The 18,216-nt window shown below is 65.0% G+C and carries 17 protein-coding genes and 1 pseudogene; 9 read left to right on the top strand and 9 right to left on the bottom strand.

What is annotated here, in order from left to right; genetic code table 11:
• Positions 1–25 precede the first annotated feature (25 nt).
• Both E4K64_RS13295 and E4K64_RS13290 read left to right on the top strand, forming a co-directional pair.
• Positions 26–907 (top strand): CDP-alcohol phosphatidyltransferase family protein, encoded by an 882-nt coding sequence (locus tag E4K64_RS13295; RefSeq protein WP_135163908.1) that lies wholly within the window; start codon positions 26–28, stop codon positions 905–907.
• A 122-nt stretch (positions 908–1,029) separates the two neighbouring features.
• Positions 1,030–1,749 carry an RraA family protein gene (locus E4K64_RS13290; RefSeq protein WP_135163907.1) on the top strand — a complete coding sequence of 240 codons (720 nt, stop codon included), beginning with the start codon at positions 1,030–1,032 and terminating at the stop codon, positions 1,747–1,749.
• Positions 1,750–1,751: 2 nt separating this feature from the next.
• Here the strand turns inward: E4K64_RS13290 and E4K64_RS13285 are convergent, their stop codons facing one another.
• Entirely contained in the window at positions 1,752–2,045 is a 294-nt protein-coding gene (locus E4K64_RS13285) for a hypothetical protein (protein ID WP_135163906.1), read from the bottom strand.
• Positions 2,046–2,203: 158 nt separating this feature from the next.
• The gene (gene plsY / locus E4K64_RS13280) at positions 2,204–2,884 is read right to left on the bottom strand and encodes a glycerol-3-phosphate 1-O-acyltransferase PlsY (RefSeq protein ID WP_135163905.1); all 681 of its coding nucleotides are present in this window, start codon (positions 2,882–2,884) and stop codon (positions 2,204–2,206) included.
• A 297-nt stretch (positions 2,885–3,181) separates the two neighbouring features.
• On the opposite strand from plsY, the gene E4K64_RS13275 reads away from it, so the two are divergent.
• The 7 genes and pseudogenes from E4K64_RS13275 to E4K64_RS13245 all read left to right on the top strand — a co-directional run.
• Positions 3,182–3,955 carry a motility protein A gene (locus tag E4K64_RS13275; RefSeq protein WP_091954071.1) on the top strand — a complete coding sequence of 258 codons (774 nt, stop codon included), beginning with the start codon at positions 3,182–3,184 and terminating at the stop codon, positions 3,953–3,955.
• Between the two features lie 23 nt (positions 3,956–3,978).
• Entirely contained in the window at positions 3,979–4,809 is an 831-nt protein-coding gene (locus E4K64_RS13270; protein ID WP_135163904.1) for an OmpA/MotB family protein, read from the top strand.
• A gap of 223 nt (positions 4,810–5,032) precedes the next feature.
• On the top strand, positions 5,033–6,931 hold the full coding sequence (locus E4K64_RS13265) for a potassium transporter Kup (protein ID WP_135163903.1): 1,899 nt from the start codon (positions 5,033–5,035) through the stop codon (positions 6,929–6,931).
• A 137-nt stretch (positions 6,932–7,068) separates the two neighbouring features.
• On the top strand, positions 7,069–8,997 hold the full coding sequence (locus E4K64_RS13260) for a potassium transporter Kup (protein WP_135163902.1): 1,929 nt from the start codon (positions 7,069–7,071) through the stop codon (positions 8,995–8,997).
• Between the two features lie 332 nt (positions 8,998–9,329).
• Complete coding sequence (locus E4K64_RS13255) at positions 9,330–9,656, top strand: rhodanese-like domain-containing protein (protein WP_128925005.1); 327 nt, start codon at positions 9,330–9,332, stop codon at positions 9,654–9,656.
• 9 nt (positions 9,657–9,665) lie between these two features.
• The gene (locus E4K64_RS13250; protein WP_135163900.1) at positions 9,666–10,844 is read left to right on the top strand and encodes an aminotransferase; all 1,179 of its coding nucleotides are present in this window, start codon (positions 9,666–9,668) and stop codon (positions 10,842–10,844) included.
• Between the two features lie 2 nt (positions 10,845–10,846).
• Positions 10,847–11,971 (top strand): annotated as a pseudogene (locus E4K64_RS13245) (polyamine ABC transporter substrate-binding protein); the annotation flags it as partial.
• Between the two features lie 106 nt (positions 11,972–12,077).
• Here the strand turns inward: E4K64_RS13245 and E4K64_RS13240 are convergent.
• From E4K64_RS13240 to E4K64_RS13210, 7 genes are all read right to left on the bottom strand, one after another.
• On the bottom strand, positions 12,078–13,010 hold the full coding sequence (locus tag E4K64_RS13240; protein WP_135163899.1) for a lipid A biosynthesis lauroyl acyltransferase: 933 nt from the start codon (positions 13,008–13,010) through the stop codon (positions 12,078–12,080).
• A gap of 8 nt (positions 13,011–13,018) precedes the next feature.
• Positions 13,019–14,296 carry a beta-ketoacyl-ACP synthase gene (locus E4K64_RS13235; RefSeq protein ID WP_135163898.1) on the bottom strand — a complete coding sequence of 426 codons (1,278 nt, stop codon included), beginning with the start codon at positions 14,294–14,296 and terminating at the stop codon, positions 13,019–13,021.
• 18 nt (positions 14,297–14,314) lie between these two features.
• Positions 14,315–15,520, bottom strand: coding sequence for a beta-ketoacyl-ACP synthase (locus E4K64_RS13230; RefSeq protein WP_126261229.1), 1,206 nt, complete (start codon positions 15,518–15,520; stop codon positions 14,315–14,317).
• Positions 15,517–15,987, bottom strand: a complete 471-nt coding sequence (locus E4K64_RS13225; protein WP_135163897.1) for a 3-hydroxyacyl-ACP dehydratase FabZ family protein — start codon at positions 15,985–15,987, stop codon at positions 15,517–15,519. Before E4K64_RS13225 ends, E4K64_RS13230 begins: the two co-directional genes overlap by 4 nt.
• 10 nt (positions 15,988–15,997) lie before the next feature.
• Positions 15,998–16,285 carry an acyl carrier protein gene (locus E4K64_RS13220; protein WP_007592476.1) on the bottom strand — a complete coding sequence of 96 codons (288 nt, stop codon included), beginning with the start codon at positions 16,283–16,285 and terminating at the stop codon, positions 15,998–16,000.
• Positions 16,286–16,497: 212 nt separating this feature from the next.
• On the bottom strand, positions 16,498–16,839 hold the full coding sequence (locus E4K64_RS13215) for a hypothetical protein (RefSeq protein ID WP_135163896.1): 342 nt from the start codon (positions 16,837–16,839) through the stop codon (positions 16,498–16,500).
• Positions 16,840–17,051: 212 nt separating this feature from the next.
• On the bottom strand, positions 17,052–17,981 hold the full coding sequence (locus tag E4K64_RS13210) for a hypothetical protein (RefSeq protein ID WP_135163895.1): 930 nt from the start codon (positions 17,979–17,981) through the stop codon (positions 17,052–17,054).
• Between the last annotated feature and the right edge of the window lie 235 nt (positions 17,982–18,216).

Raw genomic sequence — 18,216 nt, 5'->3', positions numbered from 1 at the left:
TCTCGCCTCAAGGTGAGGACGAGCCATGACGCCCTATGACTTCAAGGATCCCGATGCGCGCCGCCGGCGGTTCCGCCCGATTCCGGTCCGGATGCTGGTGCCCAACGTCATCACGCTGCTGGCGATCTGTGCCGGCCTGACCTCGATCCGGCTGTCGATCGAAGGGCGGATGTCGCTCGCGGTCTATGCCATCGTGTTCGCGGCCGCGCTCGACGGTATCGACGGGCGCATCGCGCGCATGATCAAGGGCCAGTCCAAGTTCGGCGCCGAGCTCGACAGCCTCGCCGATTTCGTCAATTTCGGCGTCGCGCCCGGTCTGATGCTGTATTTCTGGCAGCTGCACGAGCTCGGCAATGCCGGCTGGATCGCCGCCATGGTGTTCGCGATTTCCGGCGGCCTGCGCCTGGCACGCTTCAACGCCACCATGGACGATCCCAACAAGCCGGCCTTCGCCGCCAATTTCTTCACCGGCGTGCCGGCGCCGGCCGGCGCGATCACCGTGCTGCTGCCGATCTATGTCGCTTTCCTCGATCTCGGCCGCATGCCTGCGGTGGTGACGGCGGCCTATACGCTTCTGATCGCCTTCCTGATGGTGTCGCGCCTGCCGGTGTTCTCCGGCAAGACCAAGCGCATGCGCGTGCCGCCGGAGCTGGTGCTGCCGGCCTTCGTCGGGGTGATCGTCTTCATCGCGCTCTTGATCGCCTATCCCTGGCACGTGCTGTCGATCGGCACGGTGCTGTATCTTCTCGCTTTGCCGCTCGGCTACAAATCCTATCGCGATCAGGCCCGCGCGATGGAGTCTGCCGCGCCCGCGGGAGACGAGGTCTCCTCGCCGCCCTCAGCGCCGACGCTGACCAATTTGTCGGAGCCGCCGCACGAGGACGACCGGCCCGGACGGCTGCACTGAGCAGCGACACGCGGATATCTGCCATGAGGCCCGCCGAGTTGGGTTGAGACCCGATCTCGGCTATATCGCCCTGTGACGGCGGCATCGCGTCAATCAGCGCCGCCAATCTGGGAGAGAACGCCGTGACCGATAAAGCGACCGGGCCGCTGCCCGCTGCCGTCCTCGAAGCGCTGGGCCGCTACGACACGCCGACGATCTGCAATGCCATGGAGATCGTGGCGCCCGAGCGCCGGCTGATCGGCTACACCACCAAGCAGCTGGTCTGCCCGTTCCCCGATTTGCCGCCGATCGTCGGCTATGCCCGTACGGTTGCGATCCGCTCGGTGCTGAAATCCTCGCTTCCCGCCGAGGAGCAGTCGAAGCGCCGCATCGAATATTACGAATATGTCGGCACCGGCCATGGGCCGCGTATCTCCGTGATCCAGGACATCGACGGTCCCGACGTCGGCTACGGCGCGTTCTGGGGCGAGGTGCAGAGCAACGTGCACAAGGCGCTCGGCTGCCTCGGCGTCGTCACCGACGGCTCGATCCGCGACATTCCGCAATGGGCGCCGGGCTTCCAGGCGCTGGCCGGCTCGATCGGCCCGTCGCACGCCTGGGTCCATGCCGAGAGTTTTGGCGGCGAGGTTCGCGTCGCCGGCATGACCGTGAGGTCCGACGACCTGATCCACGCCGACCGGCACGGCGCCATCGTGATCCCGCTCGACGTCGCGGCAAAGCTGCCTGAGGCTGCCGAACTCTGCGGCCGCCGCGAGACGCCGATCCTGGAGATCGCACGCAGTCCCGACTTCTCGCTTGAGAAGCTGAAAGCCGCGCTGAAGCGCTCGGCGGAGATCCACTGAGCTTACGGCGATGACGCCGGTCGCGCGCTGCCTTGTTCGGTCAGGAACAGGGCAGCCTGGTCCGGCTCTCCGAACATTGCGGCGGCGCATCCGATCAGGGTGAAGCCGCCGGCGAAATCCCACAGGGTAATGTCGTCCGAGTTGTCGGGACTGTGAATCAACCGCGCTGCGATCACGGCGAAGGCGGCCTCGACGAACAGCAGGGCGCTGAATGCCGGCAGGACCAGCTGCGGCTCGAGCAGGTGGAGCGCCAGCACCGCCGGCAGCGCGGTGAGAACACTGAACAGCGTCAACATTGCAAATCGCTCCCGCGATTGGGCCCTGCCGCAGGCTATAGGATAGCAGATCGTCCTTCGTTTCGCCCGTGGCGCAGGGCCGCAGTCGGCCGCCGACCGGCGCTCCCGGGACTCGTCTCGCTTCGGAAGCCCAGCGTCGACCGCGAGCGCGCAGCCCCTTACGCTTCCGCCCGCGGTTCCGGACTGAATTGCCCGAACCGTGGCTCTGTCCCGGCCAGCAGGCGCTGAATGTTGCCGCGGTGGCGCACGATCACATAGATGCCACCTGCAATCACCAGCAATCGATAAGGCAACGGTTGATCGAGGATGCAGACGAGGGCGATCGCCGTCAGCGCGGCCAATATCGAGCCCAGCGAGACGATGCGCGAGAGGGCCAATGCGACCGCAAAGGCGATTGCCGCCCCGAGGCCGACGGGCCAGGACATCGCAAGCAGGACGCCGAGCCCAGTCGCTGCGGATTTGCCGCCCGTGAAGTTCAGCCAAATCGAAAGGGCGTGTCCCAGCAACGCGGCAAGTCCAGCAAGACACACGGCCCAGACTATCCAGCCTTGCTGATCGAGCGCGGCCGGTGGCGTGCCTGATGGAAACGTGAAGACCCAGCCAAAGAACCAGCGGGCGCAGACGATTGCCGCGGCCCCTTTGAGCACATCGACCAGAAGCACAGCCAGCGCAGGCCATTTTCCAAGGATGCGCAACACATTTGTCGCGCCGGTCGACTTGGAGCCGTGCTTTCGAATGTCGATACCCCTCAGCAGTTTCCCTGCGAGATAGCCGGTGGGTACAGAACCGAGGAGATAGGCGATGGCCAATCCCATCGCGCTCGCTAGCCAGAAAATCATGGGAGCCCCTTCGATGCTCTTGTATCGGCCAAACGGCTGACGTGTTGATGAAACCGCCGCCCGGACGGCGAAGACATCATCGTCCGTGGCGCATTTATGGTTAGTGAAGCGTTGAGATTGCTGTCGGCAAGCGGCAAAGCCGGCTTCATTGTGGCGCGTTGCGCCGGTCCGGCGCGCCGGCTCAACTTAACCTTTACGCGGCTTTAAGGGCGGCGCTCTAGGGTTTCCGATGCGGTTCGGGGTTGGGCCGCGCCAGCGGCCAGGACGGCCGTTGTTGCGTACGCGTTGGAGTCTCCCATGGATATTATGACGAGCGTTGGCCTCATTGCAGGCATCATCGTCATCACGATGATGATCTTCATGGGCGGCGATCTCCACATGTTCATCTCCGAACATGCCATGATCATCATCTTCGGCGGCTCGATCTCCGCCACCATGATCCGCTTTCCGCTCAGCGCGCTTCTGCACGGCCTTCCGCTCGGCGCCAAGTTCGCCTTCACCATGAGCCGGCTGTCGGCGCACGACCTCGTCGACGAGCTCGCCCGCATCGCCGAGATCGCCCGCAAGCAGGGTCCGGTCGGCCTCGAAAAGGTCGAGACCGACGAGCCCTTCCTCGCCAAGGGCATCCGCTACGTCGCCGACGGCTACGACCTCGACTTCATCCGCGACAATCTGGAGCGCGACCGCGACAACTTCCTGATGCACCTCGACGAGGGCAGCAAGATCTACCGCGCCATCGGCGACTGCGCCCCGGCCTTCGGCATGATCGGCACCCTGATCGGCATGGTGCAGATGTTCGCCAACATGACGGACCCCTCCAAGCTCGGCCCGTTCATGGCGACGGCGCTGCTCGCCACGCTTTACGGCGCGCTGGTCGCGAACCTGTTCTGTCTGCCGATCGCCGACAAGCTGCACGGCAAGCTGCTCGACGAGGAGACCAATCGCACCCTGATCATCGACGGCATCCTGATGATCCGCGACTCCAAGAGCCCGACCTTGGTGCGCGAAATGCTGCTGGCCTATCTGCCGGAGAAGCATCGGAATGCCGAGGGCGAGCCGGTGCCGGCCTGATCGCGCGCCCCAGGATCTAGGCCATGGCCAAGAAGAAACGCGGCGATGCGCACGGCGGCGGTCACGGCTGGTTCGTGACCTTCGCCGACCTCATGGGCCTGATGATGAGCTTCTTCGTCATGCTGGTGGCGTTCTCGACCCAGGACGCCAACAAGCTGAAGATCGTCGCCGGCTCGATGCGCGACGCCTTCGGCGTGCAGAGCGAAGCGCGCTATGCCGGCATCGTCGAATCCGACGGCCTGCCGACCCGCCCGCGGCTGAAGAACGTCGATCACATCCAGCCCGAAGATGCCTCCAACACCCCGACGCCGGACCAGGAAGACCGCAACAAGACGTCCGGCGCGAAGATCAAGGTCGACCGCAATTTCGCGCTCGCCGCAGCCTCGCTGCGCCAGGCGTTGCAGGACATGCCGGAGCTGACCGAGATGTCCAAGCACATCATGTTCGAGGAGACCAAGCAGGGGCTCAACCTGGAGATCGTCGATCAGGACGGCCGCTCGATGTTCGCCGACGGCTCCAAGGTGCCCTATGACCGCACCCGCCGCCTGGTCGAGAAGCTCGCAATTCCGCTCAAGGCCACGCCGCTTCGCGTCTCCATCGCCGGCCACACCGCGGCCGGCTTCGTGCCGAACCGCAGCGATTACGGCGCCTTCGATCTGTCGGCCGACCGCGCCAATGCAGTGCGTCAGATTCTCGAACGCGAGGGCCTGCCGCCGTCGCACATCTTCGCCGTCGCCGGCAAGGCGGACACCCAGCCGCTGTTTCCGGACGATCCCTCGCTCGCAGCCAACCGGCGGGTGACCATCACCCTGATGCGCGAGGATCCGCCGCTGCCGCCGAATCTGAGGCCGTGACCGGACGCGGTGAGCATCGGCCTTCCGACGCGATCATGCCCGGAAGCTGACCCCCTTGCGCTACCATCCTACCTGAGGCATGTCGTCGCGCCGGCGATGAGCGTGGCTGCGGCGTCACAGCATCCGGCTCGGCGCCTGCTATGGTGGTGCGCCGATTGACAGGCACATCGGAAGCGTCAAAAGGCGCCGGATCGAATCCAGGGAAGAAGCGTTTTCCACCCTCATGACGGCGAGTATCACACAGGCCGAGACCCAGGAAGGGCCGGTCAGATCGGGTTTTTGGTCCCTTACGCTCGGGAGCATCGGCGTCGTCTTCGGCGATATCGGCACCTCGCCGCTCTACGCATTCCACGAGGCGGTCAAGGCCGCCGCCCATGGCGAGCCGGTCTCACGGGGCATCGTGCTTGGGGTGCTCTCGCTGATCCTGTGGGCCCTGCTGATCGTCGTCACCGCCAAATACGTCCTGCTGCTGCTGCGTGCCGACAATAACGGGGAGGGCGGCACGCTCTCGCTGATGGCGCTCGGTCAACGCGCGCTCGGGCGGCGAAGCTGGGTGCTGCTCGCCCTCGGCGTGGTCGGCGCCTCCATGTTCATCGGCGATTCCATGATCACGCCGGCGATCTCGGTGCTATCGGCAGTGGAAGGCCTGAAGCTCGCAACCCCTGCGCTCGAGCACTACGTCGTGCCGCTCACCGTCCTCATCCTGGTGCTGCTGTTCGCGGTACAGAGCAAAGGGACCGCGCTGGTCGCTTCGGCGTTCGGGCCGGTGATGGTGGTTTGGTTCACCGTCATCGCGGTGATGGGGGCGGTCCACATCGCCGACGACCCCTCCGTGCTGGCGGCAATCAATCCTTATTACGCGGTGCAGTTCGTGCTGTCGCACGGAACGATCGGCCTCGTGACGCTCGGCGCGGTGTTCCTGGCGGTTACCGGCGGCGAGGCGCTCTATGCCGATCTCGGCCATTTCGGACGCAAGCCGATCCAGTCGGCCTGGATGTTCTTCGTGCTGCCCGCGCTCCTGATCAACTATTTCGGGCAGGGTGCGCTGGTGCTGTCCGATCCCAGTGCGATCCAGCACTCGTTCTATCGCATGGTGCCCGAGAGCCTGGTGCTGCCGCTGGTCGGGCTTGCGACCGCCGCAACGGTGATCGCGAGCCAGGCGGTGATCACCGGCGCTTACTCGCTGGTCTATCAGGCGGTGCAGCTCGGCCTCTTGCCGCGCTTCGAGGTGCGCTATACCTCGGAATCCCATGCCGGCCAGATCTATCTGCCGCGGGTGAACCGGCTGCTGCTGATCGGCGTGATGCTGCTGGTGCTGCTGTTTCACACCCCCAGCAATCTGGCGTCGGCCTACGGCATCGCGGTCTCCACCACCATGGTCGCCGACGGCATCATGGGCTTCGTCGTGATCTGGAAATTGTGGAACTGGCGCGCGGCGACGGCCGCGGCCGTGATCGTCCCCTTCGTCATCGTCGATTTGAGCTTCTTCAGCGCCAACCTGCTCAAGCTGCTCGAAGGCGCCTGGGTGCCGCTGCTGTTCGGCGCGGTGATGGCGGGAACGATCTGGACCTGGCGGAAGGGGTCCGCGATCTTGATCCAGAAAACGCGCCGGATCGAGGTGCCGCTGGACGACCTGGTCCGGAGCCTCGAGAAGCGGCCCCCGCACATCGTCAAGGGCACCGCGGTGTTCCTGACCAGCGATCCCTCCTTCGTGCCGACCGCGCTGCTGCACAACCTCAAGCACAACAAGGTGCTGCACGAGCACAACGTGATCTTGACCATCGAGACCGCACAGACGCCGCGGGTCGACTTGGCGGAGCGATTCCGCATGGAGAAGATCAGCGACAAGTTCTTCAAGGTGCGTCTGCGCTTCGGATACATGGAGCAGCCGAACGTGCCCAAGGCGCTCGCGATCGCGCGCAAGCAGGGCTGGCAGTTCGACATCATGTCGACGTCGTTCTTCGTGTCACGACGATCGCTGAAAGCATCCCCGCAGTCGGGCATGCCGCTGTGGCAGGATCATTTGTTCATCGCGCTCAGCCGGTCCGCCAACGATGCCACGGATTATTTCCAGATCCCCACCGGGCGCGTGGTTGAAGTGGGAACCCAGGTGGTTATTTGAAGACAACTGCCGCCATGCGAAAATTGCATGCCAAGGGCCCAAAATCGGGCTAGGCTATGCCGGCAGCGCAGGGCTATAAGCCGCGCGCTCTTCCGCCGTTGTGCAGTGAAGCATTTCAGAGGCCACCGGGCTCTCCCATGACAAGTGACGTAGCGACTTCCGCACCGGAAACGGCGGCGGCCAATGGGCATGGCGACACCCACACCACCGCCGGTTTCGGTGCGCTGACGCTCGGCAGCATCGGGGTGGTCTATGGCGATATCGGCACCAGCCCGCTCTACGCGTTCCGCGAGGCGGTGACGGCGGCCTCGGGCGCCGAAGGCGTCGCCACCCCGGCTGCCGTGCTCGGCGTGCTCTCCCTGATCCTCTGGGCGCTGATCGTCGTGGTGACGCTCAAATACGTCGTCATCCTGCTCCGCGCCGACAACAACGGCGAGGGCGGCACGCTCGCCCTGATGGCGCTGGCCCAGCGCGCGGTCGGCACCGGCGGGGCCACCGTCGTCCTGCTCGGCATCATCTCCGGCGCGCTGTTCTACGGCGATGCGGTGATCACGCCGGCGCTCTCGGTGCTGTCGGCGATCGAGGGCATGAAGGACGTCACGCTGCGGTTCGAGCCCTATATCGTGCCGCTGACCGTGATCATCCTGGTCTGCCTGTTTGCCGTGCAGTCGCGCGGCACCGCCCGCGTCGCCGCGTTCTTCGGTCCGATCATGTGCGTCTGGTTTGCAGTGCTCGCGATCGCGGCGATCCATCCGATCATCCAGCACCCGCAGGTGCTGCTGGCTCTGAACCCGCTCTATGCCGTGTCCTTCATGCTCCACCACGGCATGATCGGCTTCGTGACGCTCGGCGCGGTGTTCCTGGCCGTCACCGGCGCGGAGGCGCTCTACGCCGATCTCGGCCATTTCGGCAAGCGGCCGATCCAGACCGCCTGGCTGTTCATCGTGCTGCCGTCGCTGGCGCTGAACTATCTGGGGCAGGGCGCGCTCGTGCTCGGCGATCCAGGCGCGATCGAGAGCCCGTTCTTCCAGCTGTTTCCGCAAGGCTGGATCCGCGGCGCCATGGTCGTGCTCGCCACCGCCGCCACCGTGATCGCCAGCCAGGCGGTCATCACCGGCGCCTATTCGCTGACGCGCCAGGCGATTCAGCTCGGGCTGCTGCCGCGCTTCGAAATTCGCCATACCTCTGAAGCCCATTCCGGCCAGATCTTCATCCCGCGCATCAACCAGTTGCTGCTGGTCGCGGTGGTGTTGCTGGTGCTTCTGTTCCGCTCCTCCAGCGCGCTGGCGTCGGCGTATGGCATCTCCGTCACCGGCACCATGGTGGTCACGGCGATGATGGGCTTCGTCGTGATCTGGAAGGTTTGGCGGTGGTCGCCATTCGCCGCCGCCGCGCTCATTGCGCCATTCCTGTTCCTCGACCTGACCTTCCTTGCCGCCAACCTGCTCAAGGTGTTCGAGGGCGGCTGGGTGCCGCTGGCGCTCGGCGCGCTCATGATCATCCTGATGTACACGTGGCGGCGCGGTAGCCGGCTGCTGTTCGAGAAGTCGCGCAAGCTCGAGTTCCCGCTCGCCGACCTCGTGGCGATGCTGGAGAAGCGGCCCCCGCAACGCGTGCCCGGCACCGCCGTGTTCCTGACTTCGGACCCGCTCAGCGCCCCGACGGCGCTGATGCATAGTCTGAAGCACTACAAGGTGCTGCACGAGAAGAACGTCATTCTCACCATCGAGACGGCGCAGACCCCGCGTATCGATCCGGCCGAGCGCGTCAAGCTGGAGCAGATCTCACCGACCTTCTCCAAGGTGACACTGAAGTTCGGCTTCATGGAATCGCCCAACGTGCCGAAGGCGCTGGCGATCGCCCGCAAGCTCGGCTGGCAGTTCGACATCATGTCGACCTCGTTCTTCCTGTCGCGCAGGGCGCTGAAGCCCGCCGCGCATTCGGGCATGCCGCGCTGGCAGGACCGGCTGTTCATCTCGCTCAGCCGCTCCGCCAACGACGCCACGGATTATTTCCAGATCCCCTCCGGCCGCGTGGTCGAAGTCGGCACCCAGGTGGCGATCTAGGCGCAAGTCGGCGTCCTGTCCGTCTCCACCGCAGTCGTCGTCCGCGAAGGCGGGCAATCCAGTATCCCAGAGGCCGGCGTCGAAACGTTCGCTCTCGCCGCAGCCGCCGCGGCGTACTGGATTCCCGCCTGCGCGGGGAATGACCCTGGATGTGGCTCGGGCAAAGGCAGCTTTCAGCCCTCCCGAAAGCCGCACTTCAACTCGCTGCGATTTAGCTTTAACTTGCGCTGGGCGGCTCAAGCCTTTGTAGCGCTTGATTTTCGTCTCCCGAGAGGCGAGGTTGCCGCCGGCCGGGGCGCCCCGGCATGCGGCTCGCGACGTTGGAGGATGATGTGGCAAACCAGGTACAGGATCTGACCCCGGACGAGGTCTCCAAAGGTGTCGCGGAAGGACGCTATCTGCTGGTCGACGTTCGCGAGCCGAACGAGGTCCAAGCCGAGGCCTACCCTTACGGCGTCGTCGTGCCGCTCTCGACCTTCGATCCCAAGGCAATTCCCGATCCCCAAGGCAAGCAGGTCGTGTTCGCCTGTCGCTCGGGCAAGCGCTCGGTGACGGCCTCGCTCGCGGCGCAGGCGGCGGGCCTCCCTTACGACAAGCATCTGGCCGGCGGTATGCTGGGCTGGAAGGCGGCCGGTCTTCCCAGCAAGGTCGGTGGCTGACCTCACCCGATGTCAAAGAGCTCCTCGCTGAACAAGGTCTTCGCCGACCTTCCCGTCACCATCTTCGAGGCGATGTCGCAGGCCGCGCGCGACAACGACGCGATCAATCTCGGCCAGGGCTTTCCTGACGATCCCGGCCCGGAGGACATCCGCCGCGCCGCGGCCGAGGCCTCGCTGAACGGCTACAACCAGTACCCTTCGATGATGGGCCTGCCCGAGCTGCGCCAGGCGATCGCGACCCATTACGGCCATTGGCACGGCCTCAGGCTCGACCCGATGAGCGAGGTGATGGTGACATCCGGCGGCACCGAGGCGCTGACCTCGGCCATCCTCGCGGTGGTCCAGCCTGGCGACGAGGTGGTTTGCTTCCAGCCGGTCTATGATTCCTATTTGCCGATCATCCGGCAGGCCGGCGGCATTCCGCGCCTGGTCCGGCTCGAGCCGCCGCATTGGCGGCTGAACGAGGACATGCTGAAAAGCGTCTTCAATTCAAAGACCAAGGCGGTGCTGTTCAACAATCCCCTGAATCCCAGCGCGGTGGTCTATCCGCGCGAGGACCTCGAGCTGCTCGCGCGCTATTGCCAGGAGTTCGACGTCATCGCGATCTGCGACGAGGTCTGGGAGCACGTCACCTTCGACGAGCACAAGCACATCCCGCTGATCACCATCCCGGGCATGCGCGAGCGCACCATCAAGGTCGGCTCGGCCGGCAAGATCTTCTCGCTGACCGGCTGGAAGATCGGCTTCGTCTGCGCCGCGCCGCCGCTGTTGCGCGTCGCCGCCAAGGTGCACCAGTTCCTGACCTTCACCACCGCGCCGAATCTGCAGGCCGCCGTGGCCTACGGTCTCGGCAAGTCCGACGACTATTTCCTGTCGATGCGCAAGGATCTGACGCGGAGCAGGGACCGCCTGACCAAGGGACTCGAAAGCCTCGGTTTCCCCGTGCTGAAGTCGCAGGGCACCTACTTCCTCACCGTGGACCTGTCGCCGCTCGGGCTGAACGAGAGCGATACCGAGTTCTGCTGGCGCATCGTGAGGGACTACAAGGTCGCGGCGATCCCGGTCTCGGCGTTCTACGAGCAGGACCCGGTGACCTCGGTGGTGCGCTTCTGCTTCGCCAAGAAGGACCAGACGCTGGACACCGCGCTGGAGCGGCTGTCCGACGCGGTGCGTGGACGCAAGAGGTAGCGATGACGAAGGTTGGCCGCTCGAGGCTTTGCTTTTCCTGGCTTTGCCTTGGTTTTGCATTCGCCGCAGCGCTGACGTTGCTCATCGTCCCCGCTAGGGCCGAGGAGCGGGTCGTCAACTTCTACAATTGGTCCAACTACATGGCGCCGGACGTCCTGGAGGCCTTCACCAAGGAGACCGGCATCAAGGTGGTCTACGATACCTTCGATGCCAACGAGACGCTGGAGACGCGCCTGATGGCCGGCAAGTCCGGCTACGACGTCGTGGTGCCCACGGCCTATTTCCTGCAGCGCCAGATCAAGGCCAACATCTTCCAGAAGCTCGACAAGGCGAAGCTGCCGAACCTCGCCAATGCCTGGCCGATGGTGACCAAGCATCTGGCGACTTACGATCCCGGCAACGTCTACGCCGCTAACTACATGTGGGGCACGACGGGCATCGGCTACAACGTCGCCAAGGTGAAGCAGATCCTCGGGGCCGATGCCAAGATCGACAGTTGGGACATCGTCTTCAAGCCGGAGAACCTGGCCAAGTTCAAGGATTGCGGCGTGCACATGCTCGACTCCGCCGACGACATCTTCCCGGCGGCGCTGAGCTGGCTCGGGCTCGATCCGAACTCGACCAAGCAGGCCGACCTCGAGAAAGCCGCCGACGCGGTCGCCAGGGTCCGCCCGTCCGTCCGCAAGTTCCACTCGTCCGAATATTTGAGCGCGCTCGCCACCGGCGAGATCTGCTTGGTGGTCGGCTGGTCCGGCGACATCATGCAGGCCCGCGCCCGCGCCGCCGAAGCGAACGCCGGCATCGAGATCGGCTACGCCATTCCGAAGGAGGGCGCGCAGATGTTCTTCGACAATCTCGCCATCCCCGCCGATGCCAAGAACGTCAATGAAGCCTACGAGCTGATCAACTACCTCTGCCGCCCTGATGTCGCCGCCAAGAACTCGGACTTCCTGTCCTACGCCAGCGGCAACCTCGCCAGCCAGAAGCTGGTCGATCCAAAGATCCTGAACGACAGGAACATCTATCCGGACGAGGCGACGCTTTCAAAACTCTTCGTCATCACGGCGCGGGAGCCGGCGACGCAGCGGATCATCAACCGCCTCTGGACCAAGGTGAAGACGGGGCGGTTAGGGGGCGCCCTTCGTCATTGCGAGCGAAGCGAAGCAATCCAGAATCTCTCCGCGGCGGCACTCTGGATTGCTTCGTCGCTTCGCTCCTCGCAATGACGACGAGCTACCGCCACCTTCGATGCAGCCACAGCCACTGCTCGGGATGCTCGCGCACCCAGCTCTCCACCACGTTGGTGATGGCCTGCGTCGTGCCCTGGATGTCGATCCTGCCCTCGGCGTCGCGCACCGGCGGGATTTCTTCGGTCAGCTCGGCACGGAAGCGAAAGCCGGGCAGGCGGATGACGCGCACGCCGTGGATCGGGCATTCGACCTGACGGAGCAGGCGCGCCAGCATCGGATTGGCGCGGGTCTTGCGGCCGAAGAAGGTGACCTCGACGCCGCCGGTCAGGTATTGGTCGATCAGCATGGCGACGTGCTTGCCGTCCTTCAGCGCCTGCGCGAGCCGCAACGGCGCGTCGCGGCCGGCGGGGATCAGCGTGCCCATGTTGACCTGGCGCATCTCCTGGATGATGCGGTCGGCGGAGGCGATGTTGGGGCGGCGGTAGAGGATCGCGGTATCCAGCCCGTGCGCGACCGCCGCGAGCGCCGGCAATTCCCAATTGGCCAGATGTGCGGCGAAGATCAGCGCCGGCTTGCCGTCGTCGCGGATGCGGTCGAATTGTGCGATGCTGCTCTCGGGCAGCTCGATCCGGCTGCTTTCCGCATGGGCACGGTCGTAATCCCAGACACGGTCCATATGGGCGAACTCGGCGCCGACGCGGCCGAGATTGTCCCACACGCCCATCAGGATCTGTTCGATCTCCTCCGGCGACTTCTCGGGAAAGGCTGCAGCGAGATTGGCGCGGCCGATGCGGTGCTCGCGCAGGCGCGGGCCGATCGTTTTCACGACGCGTGCGAAAAAGTCCGAAGTCTTGACCGGGTCGAAATAGCGCGTGGTGCGCAGCATGCCGACCGTGGCGGCGCCGATCAGGCTGCCGCCGATCGATTTGGCAGCCTGCCGCGCGCGGGCCTTCGTGCTCGCAGTCAGTAGCGCCATGCGTCCGGTCAGGCCGGTTCGCGGGTCAGGATCAGCGAGGCGTTCTGGCCGCCGAAGCCGAACGAGTTCGACATCACGGCGGTGACGCGGGCATCGCGCGCCTTGTTGCCGACGACGTCGAACAGGATGGTGGGATCCGGGGTGTCGTAGTTGATCGTCGGCGGAATGCGCTGATGCTCGAGCGTGAGCAGCGAGAAGATCGCCTCGACCGCGCCGGCGGCCGAGATGGTGTGGCCGACCATCGACTTGTTGGAGGTGACCGGAATCTTCTGCAGGAGCTCGCCGAACACGGCCGATGTCGTGTTGTACTCCATCTTGTCGTTCTCGGGCGTCGCGGTGCCGTGCGCGTTGATGTGGTCGATCTGATCCGGCGTCATGCCGGCGTCGGCCAGCGTCTTGTTCATGCAGCCGATGATCGGCTTGCCGTCGGGCGAGGAGCGGGTGCGATGGAAGGAATCGGTGAGCTCGCCGCAGCCGGCGATCACGCCCAGGATCTTTGCGCCACGCGCGGTGGCGGCTTCGTAGCTTTCGAGCACGAGCGCGCCGGCGCCCTCGGCCATCACGAAGCCGTCGCGGTTCTTGGAGAAGGGGCGGGAGGCCGCCTGCGGCGGATCGTTCTGGGTCGACAGCGCCGAGAGCAGCGAGAAGCGCACCATGGCCTCGGGGTTGACCGTGCCGTCGGTGGCGACGCACAGCGCGGCATCGGTCTCGCCGCGTCGGATCGCCTCGACGCCGAGCTGGATCGAAGTGGCTCCGGACGCGCACGCCGTCGACAGCGAGATCGGCGACCCCTTGGTGCCGAAGGTTTCGGCGAGGTAAGCTGCGACCGAGCCGAACATGAAACGGTGATGATAAGCGGCGTATTTGCCGCCGCCGGAGATCCGCAGCAGATCGTCATACGTGAAGTCGGGCTTGCCGACGGCGCGGCCGAGCTCGCGGCGCTGCGGCCATTCCACCTCGACCGGCGCGACCGCGAGGAAGAGCGGACCCGGGAAATCGGCCTTGGCGCCGATGCCGGCCTGATCGAGCGCTTCCTGCGTGACGAGCTCAGCCATCCGTTCGGACAGGCCGGTGGAAGAGAACGGCTCGACGCCGACGAAATCGACAGTGCCGGCCATCGTGGTCTTCAGGCCATCGATTGGAAAGCGGGTAATGGTGCGGATGCCGGATTCGCCGGCGACGAGCTTGGCCCAATTGTCGGCCTTGCCGGCACCGAGCGAGGTCATGATCCCCATGCCGGTGACGACGACGACGGGACGCCCGAGTTTGTCGCGTGGTGCAGTCATGTCGATCCCCCGGGTGAGCTAGCCAACTGCCTCGACCAGCGCCATGCCTTCGCCGCGCCAGTGTCCGGCTCCCACCACCACAATCTGGGTGGGTGCTCCCTGCATTTCAATCTCGGTGCCGGTGGAATCGTTCGGCGGGAACAGCGCACCGCGCGAGATCGACAGCGCGGCGAGCGCGATGCCGAGCGGGAATTGCGTCTCCATGGTGTGGCCGAACATCGTGCCGGTCGAACGCACCGGAAAGTCGGCGTGAGCCTTCAGGAAGCCGCGCTCTTCGCTCGTCGCCGGCTCCGCACCGGTCGCGCCCGTGATGATCGCGCCCTTGCCCTCGCGCTTGGGCAGCTTGGCCCAGAGCTGCTCCAGCGTCGCGGCCATGTCGCCGGGCTGCTTGCGCCGGGCGAGATCGGCCACGACGCTCGACAGTCTTGCGAACGGCTTTGCGCCGCGCGCTTGCGCGTGTGCTTTCGATTCCAGCACCAGGAACGCGCCGGCCGAGCCGAGCGCGAAGCCGGCGTGGTCCTTGCGCGCCCACACCGGTGCAAACTTGTCCTTCAGGTTGAAGTCGCCGAATTCGTAGAGGACCATGAGGTCCTTGCGCTCGCCGTTGTGCGAGCCGCCGACCAGGGCAATGTCGCTCTCGCCCGAGGCGATGCGCGCCAGCGCGATGCGGGCGGCATCGGCGCCAGCGACTTCCTCGCCCATGAAGGTGCGCGAGGTGCCGCCAAGACCGTGCACGATGGCGATGTTGCCGGCGAGCAGGTTGGAGAGCTGCGCCAGGAACAAAGTCGGCCGCAGATCGCTCATCAGCCGTTCGTTGAGGAAGCCGGGCGCGTTCGCTCCCTTGGCCTCGGCCGTCAGGACGCCGGTGTCGACGTTGAGGTCGCGCTCGCCGCCGCCGGCGGCCACCACCATGTCGATCTTCGACAGGATGTCCTTGTTGCCCTTTATCCCGGCAGAGTCGAGCGCAAGGCCGGCGGCATAGGTGCCGATGCGCTGCCAGGCTTCCATCTGGCGCTGGTCGCCCTTCTTCGGGATCTGGCTGTCGAAGGTAACAGGCATCAGGGGATGCACGATGTAGGGCGCAAAGCCCTTCTCGTCGACGTTGATGCGCTTCTCCTGAAGCGCAGCCCAATTGGCGTCCAGGCCCTCGCCGAGCGAGGTCGCAAGGCCAATGCCGGTGATCCAGACTTCGGTCTGGCCGGGCTTCGCAGCAGTGTCAATCATGGCGAGACGGCCTGTTGGGGAAAGCCGACACGCTCGGCGACTTTCGCCATGTATCCGCGCATATCCGCATTGGGGAAGGGGATCAGCGTGAAGGTCAGCGCCGAGTTCGCCCGCAGCTTGCCGCCGACCCTGATCTTGGCTTCGGTCATGGCGTAGCCGGAGCCTTCATAGGTGAGGCTCGCCTCGATGCTCATAAGGTCGCCGGGGAAGACCGAGCCGCGCACCTTGGCCTCCTTCACGGCGGCAAGGATCGGCATGCGCTCGAACTTGAACACGCCGAGCTGGAGCCAGCCCGAGGCCTGCGCCATCGATTCGATCAGGAGCACGCCGGGCATCAAGGGGTAACCCGGGAAGTGCCCCTCGAAGACGGTGCTCTCCTTCGGGACCTGGGCTTCGACGACGATCGTCTTCTCGTCGACCTTGAGGTCGACGATGCGATCGATCATGTGGAAGTATTCGAGTTGCATGGCCGCGCGCTTACGCGCTCGCGCCCTTGGCCGCAACCAGTTCGTCGATGCGGGCGCACAGGTTCTTCAGCACGAAATACTGCTCGGTGGTCGCCTTGCCGTCGTTGACCTCCTGGGTCCACTTTTCCAGCGGCAGCTTGATACCGAACTGCTTGTCGATCGCGAACGCGATGTCCAGGAAATCGAGGCTGTCGATGCCGAGATCGTCGATGGCATGGCTATCCGGCGTGATCGTGTCGCGCGGGATGTCGCAGGTTTCAGCGATGATCGTGGCGACCTGATCGAATGTGGAGGACATCACTAAGCCTTTGATATATTGCTGGTATTTGTCAGATTGTCCAGAGTGGCACGGTGGGTGGGCATCGCGCCCTGATGACGCCCTCAACCCCCGCTCTGGCCGGGTCGAAAGCCCGTATATCGGAGCGCCGCCCTGAGTTCAATGGAGCCGGGCAGGCGAGGGGACGGGGCTGGGGATGCCCGCCGGAGCTCCCTCCCGCCGGCGGATCGGGCCTAGATATGCGGCGTCGTGATCTTGACGCAGTCGCGACGGCCCATCAGCACGCAATCCTGGGTCCGGCGCAGGTCGGCGATGCTGACCGCGAGCCAAATTCCGATTGCGGTCAACGCGATCGTGAAGGCCAGCGCCGCGATGTTGGCGAGCATGCGATGACGGAAATCGTCCGGCTCGGCACGAGGCTGCTCGTAGCGTGACAGGTCGAGCGGTTCGGGCGCAACGCGCATCGGCTGCACGGTACCGCTACCGCGGTGGACCGCAGGGGAAGGCGAGGTGCGCGGCCTGAACTGGAGCACCCGGTGCTCGTCGTCAGAGCTTATGGGCCGCTGGGTCGTCATAGGGCGGGGATCACTCCGAAGCAGCGCTTTTAGATAGCACACGTGATGAACGCGTTGCAGAAAATCTTCGCAATGTCCGCGTGTAATCTGGCGCGCGCTCTATTTGTGCATGGACCGTGCGGATCGATCGTGGGACCGGCCGTCATGTCGGCGGCAGGACGCGAGAGTTGCGTTGCAGCAACAGGCATAGCGACAGCCGAAGACGTCGCGCCTCAACCGGCCAGGTCTCGTTCGATGTTGCGCAGCCGCACGAAGGCTGCCCAAGCCTGCGGATAGTCCTTGTCGGCGGGATCGATGGCAAGCAGCGCGCAGCGTGCTCTCTTGATCTCTTCCGACGATACACGCTTCGTCGGAGCCTCCAATGTTCTCGACTGCTCCCAACGCGCTTCGATCTCCTTCGCAACAGCCAAGGCTTCAGCGGCCGTCCGCTCCTGCGTCGATTTTGCCGGGCATTGGCCTGAGGGCGGCGCCGGCCATGCGACCGGTGGCCGGTCGGCCTGCCAGATCGGTTCGCTGTCCGGTACAGGCTTCATCTGCGAAACAGAAGGTTGCCCTGCCGGCGCCGGTCCCGTCCCGGCCGGTCCTGTCCTCACCGGACCGGGCGAGCCCGCCGCTCCCGGTGCGACTGCTGCTGTCCGCGCCGCGAGTTGGCCAAGCTGTTGCTCCATCGTGCCGCCACTGGATGGGGGAATGACCTTCCCGACGGCCTTGGCCACCGCCAGCGCGCCTGGTGTTACCGGCATTTGTTGTTCGGCAGTCCTGACCTCGGTCGCCGTTGGGCACGATTTGTATGCAAAGTGTTGGGAGGTAATCCGGCCGTCGTCGTCGACCCGGGCGAAGTCGCTGGCCACGGCGTAGACGAACGCGGCATCGATCGCGTGGCCGGCCCTGTTCTTCGCGTTCACAACGCCGCATACGTATCTCGCAGCGTCTGCCTCGACCGTTCGCAGGCCTCTGAAATGAGCTGAGTGCGGCTCGATCAGCACGCGAGAGACCGCCGCTCGGGCCCTGCGGTGCTCAGATTGAAACATGCTCCATATTTCATCGGGATTGACGATGTCGGGCTGGTAGTTCCACATGTAGCCAGCCCCGAAGAATGCTGCGCCCACGCACGTCGCGACGATGGATGCTCGCAGGTTCATGAGATGGCGCCCTTTAGCAGGCACGACTCGTCCGCGTCTCCGTCCGTGGACTTTGACGGAAATCGTGGAGGTTGTGCCGAAGTGTTTGCGCTAATAAGGGGCGAGATTCTTAATAAAACGTTTTCGATTGTGGAATCATTCCGGTTCCCGCAGGGCGGGAACTTTATTTCCCGCCGGCGGCGTCATTTTCGCATGCGAGCCACACGCCCCTCGTTCGGCCGCGCTTGTCATGGAC

It is taken from the genome of Bradyrhizobium frederickii (genome assembly GCF_004570865.1).
Taxonomy (GTDB): Bacteria; Pseudomonadota; Alphaproteobacteria; order Rhizobiales; family Xanthobacteraceae; genus Bradyrhizobium; species Bradyrhizobium frederickii.
This window is presented reverse-complemented; position numbering and strand designations above follow the sequence as displayed.

What these genes read in the sequence shown, in the direction of transcription:
- E4K64_RS13240 (WP_135163899.1), bottom strand. Translation starts at nt 13,010, where the DNA reads ATGGCGCTACTGACTGCGAGCACGAAGGCCCGCGCGCGGCAGGCTGCC.
- E4K64_RS13260 (WP_135163902.1), top strand. Translation starts at nt 7,069, where the DNA reads ATGACAAGTGACGTAGCGACTTCCGCACCGGAAACGGCGGCGGCCAAT.
- plsY (WP_135163905.1), bottom strand. Translation starts at nt 2,884, where the DNA reads ATGATTTTCTGGCTAGCGAGCGCGATGGGATTGGCCATCGCCTATCTC.
- E4K64_RS13220 (WP_007592476.1), bottom strand. Translation starts at nt 16,285, where the DNA reads ATGTCCTCCACATTCGATCAGGTCGCCACGATCATCGCTGAAACCTGC.
- E4K64_RS13250 (WP_135163900.1), top strand. Translation starts at nt 9,666, where the DNA reads ATGTCAAAGAGCTCCTCGCTGAACAAGGTCTTCGCCGACCTTCCCGTC.
- E4K64_RS13235 (WP_135163898.1), bottom strand. Translation starts at nt 14,296, where the DNA reads ATGACTGCACCACGCGACAAACTCGGGCGTCCCGTCGTCGTCGTCACC.
- E4K64_RS13265 (WP_135163903.1), top strand. Translation starts at nt 5,033, where the DNA reads ATGACGGCGAGTATCACACAGGCCGAGACCCAGGAAGGGCCGGTCAGA.
- E4K64_RS13225 (WP_135163897.1), bottom strand. Translation starts at nt 15,987, where the DNA reads ATGCAACTCGAATACTTCCACATGATCGATCGCATCGTCGACCTCAAG.
- E4K64_RS13230 (WP_126261229.1), bottom strand. Translation starts at nt 15,520, where the DNA reads ATGATTGACACTGCTGCGAAGCCCGGCCAGACCGAAGTCTGGATCACC.
- E4K64_RS13295 (WP_135163908.1), top strand. Translation starts at nt 26, where the DNA reads ATGACGCCCTATGACTTCAAGGATCCCGATGCGCGCCGCCGGCGGTTC.
- E4K64_RS13210 (WP_135163895.1), bottom strand. Translation starts at nt 17,981, where the DNA reads ATGAACCTGCGAGCATCCATCGTCGCGACGTGCGTGGGCGCAGCATTC.
- E4K64_RS13275 (WP_091954071.1), top strand. Translation starts at nt 3,182, where the DNA reads ATGGATATTATGACGAGCGTTGGCCTCATTGCAGGCATCATCGTCATC.
- E4K64_RS13215 (WP_135163896.1), bottom strand. Translation starts at nt 16,839, where the DNA reads ATGACGACCCAGCGGCCCATAAGCTCTGACGACGAGCACCGGGTGCTC.
- E4K64_RS13270 (WP_135163904.1), top strand. Translation starts at nt 3,979, where the DNA reads ATGGCCAAGAAGAAACGCGGCGATGCGCACGGCGGCGGTCACGGCTGG.
- E4K64_RS13285 (WP_135163906.1), bottom strand. Translation starts at nt 2,045, where the DNA reads ATGTTGACGCTGTTCAGTGTTCTCACCGCGCTGCCGGCGGTGCTGGCG.